The organism is uncultured Campylobacter sp., assembly GCF_963517995.1.
Lineage (GTDB): Bacteria > Campylobacterota > Campylobacteria > Campylobacterales > Campylobacteraceae > Campylobacter_A.
Map to the genome: position 1 here is coordinate 1 of NZ_CAUQHQ010000091.1, position 8714 is coordinate 8714.

Sequence of the window (8714 nt, forward strand, 5' to 3'; positions counted from 1 at the left end):
AAGCTACTACGCTTTGGCTACGAGGCGGTGGGTATCGTGGAGAGTGAGGGCGAGTTTTGCGTGCGCGGCGAGATTATAGACGTTTTTTGCGTCGGCGCGCAGGAGCCAAACCGCATTTTGCTATTTGACGATGAGATAGAGAGTATCAGGCACTACAGCACGCAGACGCAAATTTCAAACAAAACTGAACTAAAAAGCATTGATATTTCGCCTTTTATCGCGGCTCTTGGCGAGGCTGAATTTGAAAAAACATCCGAAAAAATAAAAGAGATCGAGACCGACGCGTTAATCAGCGATCTAAAGACGCTCGGATTTTGGGCGATAGATGGGTTTATTGATTATACGCGCGAATTTAAAACGGTTTTAACGAAAAAATTTGACGGCTTTGAGCGCGATCTGGGCGAGGTGGCAAATTTGCCCGTATTGCCCGCGGCTAAAGTTTATAAAGACTTAAGCGTAACTTTAAACGCCGATTTTTTCGAGTTAAATAAAAATAAAAAAATCAAAGTCTTAGCGCGTAACGAAGGGCTTTTTAACGCATTAAATTTGAGCGAATATAAAAACGTAGAGTTCGTGCAAACCCAGGCCGCGTTAAATTTGGTCTCGGCGACCGAAATCATCGTCTCGCTAAATAAATTTGAAAAGAAAAAGCGCGCCAAAAAACCGAGCCTAGCGATCGACGAACTAAAGGCGGGCGACTACGTCGTGCACGAGGAGTACGGCATCGGCAAATTTACGGGGCTTGAAAAGCTAACGGTTCTCGGCAGGACGCGCGAGTTCGTCATTATCGTTTATCAAAACGAGGACAAGCTGCTTTTGCCCGTCGAGCATCTAAATTTGATCGACAGATACGTTGCCGGTAGCGGTAGTATCGCGGTTTTAGACCGCCTGGGCAAGGCAAATTTCGCCAAGATAAAAGAAAAAGTTAGAGCCAAACTTTTCGTAATCGCGTCAAAGATTATTTCGCTAGCCGCCCAGCGCGAGCTAATCCGCGGCGAAATCATCGAAAAAGACGATGCGGAGTATCTAAATTTCTTGCAAAACGCGGGCTTTGCCTACACGAGAGATCAGGAGCGCGCATCAAGCGACATCGCAAACGACCTAAAAAGCGGCAAGGTGATGGATAGGCTGCTTAGCGGCGACGTGGGGTTCGGTAAAACCGAAGTTGCGATGAACGCGATATTTAAGTGCGTAAAATCGGGCTTTCAAGCGCTATTTTTCGTGCCGACGACGCTTCTTAGCTCGCAGCATTTTAAAAGCCTAAAAGAGAGGCTGGGCAAATTTGACGTTAGCGTCTTTAAACTCGATCGCTTCACAAGCGCGAAGGAAAAAGCGGCGGCAGTTAAGGCGCTGGAGGTGGGACAGCCTTGCGTTTGCGTGGGTACGCACTCGCTTTTGTCAGTTAAGCCCTCAAATTTAGGCCTTATTATCATCGACGAAGAGCATAAATTCGGCGTAAAACAAAAAGAAAAGCTAAAAGAGATTTCAAGCGCCTCGCACGTGTTATCTATGAGCGCGACGCCGATACCGCGCAGCCTAAATATGGCGCTTTCAAGCGTCAAGGGCTACTCCGTATTGCAAACTCCGCCAAGCTCGCGCCTAGACGTGCGAACCAGCGTGCGCGAGTGGGATGAAAAGGCGGTAAAAGAGGCCGTGATGCGCGAACTGCGCCGCGGCGGGCAAATTTTTTATATCCACAACCACATCGCCACGATGCCTCAGGCAAAAAAGCAAATTTTAGACATCATGCCAAATTTACGCATCCTCACGCTACACTCCAAGATCGACGCCAAGACGACCGAAGAGGAGATGATGAAGTTTGAAAACGGCGAATACGACGTGCTGCTAAGCACTAGCATCGTAGAAAGCGGCATCCACCTGCCAAACGTAAATACCATCATCATCGAGGGAGCGAATAAATTCGGTATCGCAGACCTACATCAGCTACGCGGACGCGTCGGCAGGAGCGACAAGCAGGCGTATTGCTACTTCCTAGTCGAGGACAAAAACGCCCTGAGCGAGGACGCGCTAAAACGCCTAGTCGCGCTTGAGAGTAATTCGTTTTTGGGCTCGGGCAGCGTGCTGGCGTATCACGATCTAGAAATCAGAGGCGGCGGCAATCTCGTCGGCGAAGCCCAAAGCGGCCATATCGAGGCGATCGGCTACTCGCTCTACATCAAGATGCTTGAAGAAGAGATAAATAAACTGCTAAATAAAGAGAGCTTTGAGAGTGCGAAAATCGATCTGAAACTTAGCATAAACGCGTTTTTAAACTCGGAGTTTATCGGCGAGGATAGGCTGCGCCTAGAGCTATATAGACGGCTTAGCAAGTGCAAAGAGGTTGCCGAGGTTTATGAGATAGAGGGCGAGATCGAGGATAGATTCGGCAAGCCCGACATCTACACCAAGCAGTTTTTAAGCCTCATTATAATTAAAATTTTAGCGATAAAAGCGGGCTTTAAAGCCATCTCAAACGCCGAGCAAAATATCGTGCTAACCGCGCAAAACGGCGAACAAACCAGACTAAGATCAAAGAGCAAAGACGATGACGATGTGATAGAGGAGATATTGATCTATCTTAGAAAACTAAATAAAGGACGGGCGGAAAAATGATAGACTGGAACACGACTGCCGCAGCGATTTATCGGCGCAAATTTGGCGCTTTAAAGGGCGTAACGGACGTTGATTTTACGCAGCTTGAGGGGCTTGTGGGGATCGAAAAGCAAAAAGAAGAGCTGGTAGAAAATACGCGCAAATTTTTAGAAGGCGAGGGCGCTAATCACGCGATACTCTGGGGCGCGCGAGGCTGCGGTAAAAGCAGCCTGGTTAAGGCCGTCTTTACTAAATTTTACCCTGAGGGTTTGCGACTAATCGAGCTAAAAAACGACGAGCTAGAGATGATACCCGAGATCATTTACGAGATCAGGGATAGTAGCTTTAAATTTATCATTTTTTGCGACGATCTTAGCTTTGAGACGGGCGATAGGAGCTATAAGTTTTTAAAACCCGTGCTTGAAGGCTCGATCGAAAAAGCGCCTAAAAACGTGCTAGTCTACGCCACATCAAACCGCCGCCATCTCATCAGCGAGCTAAAAAGCGACAACGAAGGCACCAGAGTCTGCGAGACGGAGCTGCACTATAGCGACGCGGTCGAGGAAAAGATCGCGCTTAGCGATAGATTCGGGCTTTGGCTCAGCTTTTATCAGGGTAGTTTTGCGGACTATCTAAAGATAGTGGATTTTTATTTTAAAGATTTCGTAGGCGACAGAGCGATGCTTCACGAGCTAGCAAAGCAATACGCCCAGCTTCGCGCGAGCCGCTCCGGACGCACTGCGAGGCAGTTTTATCTAAGCTATAAAGATAAAATTTGATGGCAAATTTAACTAGAGTGGGCTTTGTGGGAGATATCGTCGGGCGCGCCGGGCGAAGCGCGGTTATACAAAATTTGCCCAAATTTAAGCGAGAATTCGAGCTTGACTTTATCGTCGCAAACGCCGAAAACGCAAGCGGAGGCTTCGGTCTAACCGCCACAAACGCGCACGAGCTGCTGGGCTGCGGTATCGACGCGATCACGGGCGGCAACCATAGCTTTGATAAAAAAGACGTAGTCGCGCTGATGGACGCCCTGCCTATCATCCGCCCGTATAATCACTTCGCGGGAACTGCGGGGCGCGGCGCGATAAATTTGAGTAAAGAGGGCAAGAGCCTAAGCGTGGTAAATTTGATGGGGCACTACGGCTTGCCGCATACGAACAACGCCTTTTTGGAGGCCGAGCGCGCGCTAGAGGAGTGCGAGAACGAAAATATCCTCATAGACTTTCACGCCGAGGCCACGAGCGAGAAAAATGCATTTTTTAGGCTATTTTGCGGGCGAGCGGGAGCGATAGTCGGCACTCACACGCACGTGGGTACCGATGATTTGCAAATAGTTAGCGGCACAGCATACGTGAGCGACGTCGGGCTTAGCGGGGCGTTTGACGGCGTCATCGGTATGGACGCGGAAGCACCGATGAAGAGCTTTTTAACGGGGCTAAAGCACTCGTTTAAGGTAAATGAAAAATGCAGGCGAATCTTTCAAATGGTCGTGTTTGAATTTGACGGCGGGCGCTGCGCAGATGCCTTTAAGATCCGCGTGATAGACGGAGTTAGCGAGCCTTTGGTACAGCGCGCGGTGAAGCTTTAGCGTGAAAACCAAGCGTAAATTTATGCAACCAAGCGCGTATTTTAGGCTATTTTTGGCCGTGCTTTGCGTAGGGTTTGCCGCTGGCGCGGGCGCTGCGGCGCTAACCGAGGTCATACATTTTGCCGAGTTTTTGGCATTTGGTCGCGCAAAGAGCGATTTTGGCGTCACCCCTGATCAAGTTAGCGCATTTAGGCGTTTTGCGGCGGTTTTAGCTTGCGGGGCGATTGCTAGCGTAGGTTGGTACTTTTTGCATAAATTTAAACCGTTCTTAAGCGCAGGCGAGATAATCGAGGGCAAAAATCCTTTGTTTGCGTCAAATTTAGCTCATGCGTTTTTGCAGGTTTTTACCGTAGGTCTGGGCGCTCCGATCGGCAAGGAGGTCGCTCCGCGCGAGCTTGGCGCGCTGTTTGCGTCAAAAATTTGCGCCTTTTTCGCTCTTGATGCGGCTTGGTGCCGAACTCTTGCGGCTTGCGGGGCTGCAGCTGGGCTTGGCGCGGTTTATAACGTACCCTTTGCCGGAGCGATTTTTGCGCTTGAGATTTTGTTAAAAAGCTTTGATAAAAGGGCGGCTTTGGCGGCATTTGGCATCTGCGCGGTCGCTGATTTTACGGCGAATTTTAGCGTACCCCGAGAGGCTCTTTACGTCGTTAGCGACTTTAAATCAACGCCTGCAAACCTTGCGCTAGCCGCATTTGTAGGCGTTATAGTCGGCATGACGGCTAAATTTTATCAAGCAGGCGTCGCTAGAGCCGAAGCAAACCGCATAAAAGACGGTAAAATTTTGATATTTTTACCGCTTGCTTTTGCGGTTACGGCGCTTGCGGGCGCGTTTTTACCAGAAATTTTGGGCAACGGTCAAGCTGCGGCGCAAACGGCTTTTAACGAACAAATTTCAGCCCTTTATGCGCTTGGTTTGCTAGCGGTAAAGGGCGTTTGCGTACTTGCGCTTTTAAAATGCGGCGCATACGGCGGTACTCTTACGCCCAGTTTCTCGCTAGGCGCGCTTTTAGGGCTTTGTTTAGGTCTTACGGCGGCGAATTTCGCGCAGGTAAATTTAAGCGCGGCGGCTCTTTGCGGAGCGGCGGCGTTTTTGGCGATAAATTTAGACGCACCCTTTACGGCATTTGCGCTGGCTGCGGGCTTTTGCGATATAAATCTAAGCGCCGCTACGGCCGTAATGCTAAGTATCGCTTGCGCAATGGGCGCTAGAAATCTACTCTCGAAATAAAAAGGAAAAATATGGATAGCACGCAGCTTTTTTTGGCGCTAAAAAACGCGGGCGTAAAGGCTGACGCAGACGGGCCTCTTTGGTGGCCGGGAGCCGGGACTTTTGAAGTCGTAGTTGGCGCCGTCTTGATACAAAATACTAACTGGAAAAACGCCGACAAAGCGCTAAATAATCTAAAAAACGCAAATTTGATGAGCCTGGAAGGTATCGTAAAAACTCCCGCGACCGAGCTTGCCTTGCTCATAAAGCCAAGCGGCTTTTATAACACCAAAGCAAAACGCCTAAAAACGCTTTGCGAGGCGATTTTTAAAAAATTCGGAGATTTTGAAAATTTCAAAGAAAACGTTAGCCGCGAGTGGTTGCTGGGCATTAAAGGCATCGGCGCAGAGAGCTGCGACGCGGTGCTTTGCTATGCGTGCGGGCGCGAGGTGATGGTCTTAGATAGCTACGCTTTGCGGATTTTGGGCTTTTTGGGGTACGAGTTTGAAAGCTACGAAGAAGCTCGCGAGTGGCTAGAGGCCGTAGATAGCGAGCAAATTTGCGAGGCGTACGGACGCGAGCTAGAGATTAATGAAATTTACGCCAAATTTCACGGCAAGATAGTGGAGTTTTGCAAAGCGCACTTTAACGGCAAGAAGTTGGACGAAACGGGAGAAAAAATATTAAAAAATCTCGTATAATTAAATATTTTTTATATAAATATTTTAGTTATATTTATTAAATTTAGATATTATTACGCAATTTTTAACAAGGAGTCAAAAATGGTATATGAAAATATAATCCACACCGTCGGCAAAACGCCCGTAGTTAAAATAAATAGCGTGCATGAAGAGGGCATGGCTGAAATTTACGCAAAGCTCGAGTTTTTTAATCCGGGCGGATCGGTAAAAGATAGAATCGCCGCAAGTATGATCCTTGGAATGCAAAAAGAGGGCACGCTAAAAAAAGGCGACGTCATCGTAGAGCCTACTAGCGGTAACACCGGTATCGGCGTAGCTATGGCGGGCGCTGCTTTGGGCTTTAAAGTAGTGCTAGTAATGCCTGAAACCATGAGTATCGAAAGACGCAAGCTACAAGCGGCGTTCGGTGCCCAGTTTGTGCTAACCGAGGGCGCAAAGGGTATGAAAGGCGCGATCGAAAAGGCAAACGAACTCGTACGCGAAAAAGGCTACGTCATGCTAAGTCAGTTTGAGAATAAATTTAATCCGCAGGCTCACGAGCTAACGACGGCAAAAGAGATAATGGACGACTTTAAGGAGCTTGACGCGTTTGTTTCGGGCGTAGGTACCGGCGGCACGCTAAGCGGCGTAGCTAAAGCGCTAAAGGCAAACGGATATAACACTAAAATCATAGCCGTCGAACCAAACGACTCTGCCGTGATCTCGGGCGAAAAACCTGGACCGCACAAGATCCAAGGCATAGGCGCTGGCTTTATCCCGGCTACTCTTGATACCTCTTATATCGACGAGATAGAGCGCGTGGAAAACGACGAGGCTTTTGACGCCGCTAGGAAGCTGGCAAAAGAAGAGGGCGTGCTGTTAGGCATTTCAGGCGGCGCGGCTTTGGCTGCGGCGATAAAGGTCGCAAAGAGACTGGGCAAGGGCAAAAAGGTGCTTTTCGTAGCTCCCGATAACGGTGAGAGATACCTTAGCACCGCGCTTTACGAGGCGTGAGTTGGGCTTTTTCGCTGAGCTAAACGAGCTAGTCGCGACCGTACGCGAGAAAGACCCCTCGGTGGCCTCGTGCTGCTACGGGGCCATTCTCATAAACACTCCGGGCATCCACGCCGTCGTTTTTCATAGAGTAGCGCACTTTTTGTATGTTAAAAATTTACGTTTTTTAGCGCGCTTCGTCTCGCAAATTTCGCGATTTTTAACGGGCATCGAGATACATCCTGGCGCCAAGATCGGCAGGCGGCTTTTTATCGATCACGGCATGGGCGTGGTTATCGGCGAGACTGCAGAGGTGGGCGATGACGTGCTGATATATCATCAAGTGACGTTAGGCGGCACGGGCAAAGAACGCTGCAAGCGTCATCCGACCGTAAAAAACGGCGTCACGATAGCAGCCGGCGCAAAAGTGCTGGGAAATATCCTAATCGGCGAAAACGCCAAAATCGGCGCAAACTCAGTCGTACTAAAAAACGTGCCGGATAACGCTACGGTCGTAGGCATCCCCGCTAGGATAGTACGCATAAACGGTGAGCGAGTCGGCGAATAGATAAATTTGCCCCAGTAGGTAATTTTTATAATCCCGCTCATTTTTTAGCTTGATCTTAAAATTTAAAAATTAAATTTCGCTTTTTATCCTAAATTTATAGCATTTCGTGACTTTTTATTTTGTACCCCTTTTATGCGCGTTTTGCCGTATTTTTGGCGCGGCGGCTAGTCGTTTTTATTCATAAAAAATCGTTTTTGCGCCCTAAAACCGTTTTTAGACTTGCGGTATGCCAAGATAAGCTCATCGCGCCGGTAGGCTTGGCTAAATTTGAAGACAGCGTTTTTGGGCGATAAAATTTACGAGAATGATTTTAGTCGGTAGTTTTTACTGTGTAAATTCGGATTTTATCCGCTTTAGGCCTCATGCTTAGCAAAAATTTCTTGCACTATTAAAATTAGACAAAAAAAGCTTGCTAAATTTAACCAAATTTTACCGCCCGGTTTTATTCGTCGTTTAAAAATTGGGTATTGCATCAAGCGCCTGAAAGTATGCGGTTTTGTTCGGACGGAGATTTTATTGCTAGAGCGGCAAACTTCGCTTTACTTGTAGCTTGCGGGATTTATCTAGTCGTTTTAAAAAACGCTAATTTCCCGAGTTTTTGCCGACGTAGAATTTTGCGTTACGGACTTTTTTGTCGCGATTAAATTTAAAGCCGTTTTGCCGGTTATCGTCAAATTTAATGGACTTTAGCATAAAAACGTATCAAAACCGAGTTTTTAAGCCGAAGCTTATGCGCAAAATTTTGTGTTTTTCGGTTTTACGGATTGTCGTCCGTGAGATGCGGCAAGCTTGGAGTTTGGGTTTTTAGTCGCTTAACCGTCTTAGCCGATTTACTAAATTCTATTAGCTCCTCGACCGTTTTTACCTCGCTAGGAAGCTTTTGCAGTGAATATTTAAAAATTTCAGCCGCCGCGATAGCGTCGTTAAGGGCTCTGTGATGGGCATTATTTATGCCTAAAATCTCTTTTAGCGTGCCTAGGCCATATTTTGGCGAGGCGATAGTGCGGCGGGCTAGGTCTATGGTGCAGAGCTTGCGGTTTAGTAGCTCGCCATCTCCTAGCGCCTCCAGTGTCGCGCTGATAA

General features: G+C 48.0%; 7 protein-coding genes and 1 pseudogene. 7 read left to right on the top strand and 1 reads right to left on the bottom strand.

Translation table 11 applies throughout. The features are described from left to right. The 7 genes from mfd to cysE form a co-directional block, all read left to right on the top strand. The coding region (mfd, locus tag RYL88_RS09155) for a transcription-repair coupling factor (protein ID WP_314990773.1) at positions 1–2613 on the top strand (2613 nt) is incomplete at its 5' end. Further along, entirely contained in the window at positions 2610–3371 is a 762-nt protein-coding gene (locus RYL88_RS09160) for an ATP-binding protein (RefSeq protein ID WP_314990775.1), read from the top strand. The genes mfd and RYL88_RS09160, both read left to right, overlap by 4 nt. Further along, positions 3371–4183: a TIGR00282 family metallophosphoesterase gene (locus RYL88_RS09165; RefSeq protein ID WP_314990776.1), complete on the top strand. Its 813-nt coding sequence runs from the start codon at positions 3371–3373 to the stop codon at positions 4181–4183. The genes RYL88_RS09160 and RYL88_RS09165 overlap by 1 nt, the downstream gene beginning before the upstream one ends. A 1-nt stretch (position 4184) precedes the next feature. Next, positions 4185–5411 (top strand): chloride channel protein, encoded by a 1227-nt coding sequence (locus RYL88_RS09170; RefSeq protein ID WP_314990778.1) that lies wholly within the window; start codon positions 4185–4187, stop codon positions 5409–5411. An 11-nt stretch (positions 5412–5422) separates the two neighbouring features. Beyond that, positions 5423–6091 (top strand): 3-methyladenine DNA glycosylase, encoded by a 669-nt coding sequence (locus RYL88_RS09175; protein ID WP_314990780.1) that lies wholly within the window; start codon positions 5423–5425, stop codon positions 6089–6091. A gap of 81 nt (positions 6092–6172) precedes the next feature. Then, a complete protein-coding gene (cysK, locus tag RYL88_RS09180; RefSeq protein ID WP_314990782.1) occupies positions 6173–7084 on the top strand; it encodes a cysteine synthase A in 912 nt (303 codons plus the stop codon). A 1-nt stretch (position 7085) separates the two neighbouring features. Beyond that, positions 7086–7631 (top strand): serine O-acetyltransferase, encoded by a 546-nt coding sequence (gene cysE, locus RYL88_RS09185; protein ID WP_369011033.1) that lies wholly within the window; start codon positions 7086–7088, stop codon positions 7629–7631. A gap of 757 nt (positions 7632–8388) precedes the next feature. On the opposite strand, the pseudogene RYL88_RS09190 reads toward cysE, so the two are convergent. After that, a pseudogene (locus tag RYL88_RS09190) lies at positions 8389–8714 on the bottom strand (DNA polymerase III subunit epsilon); the annotation flags it as partial.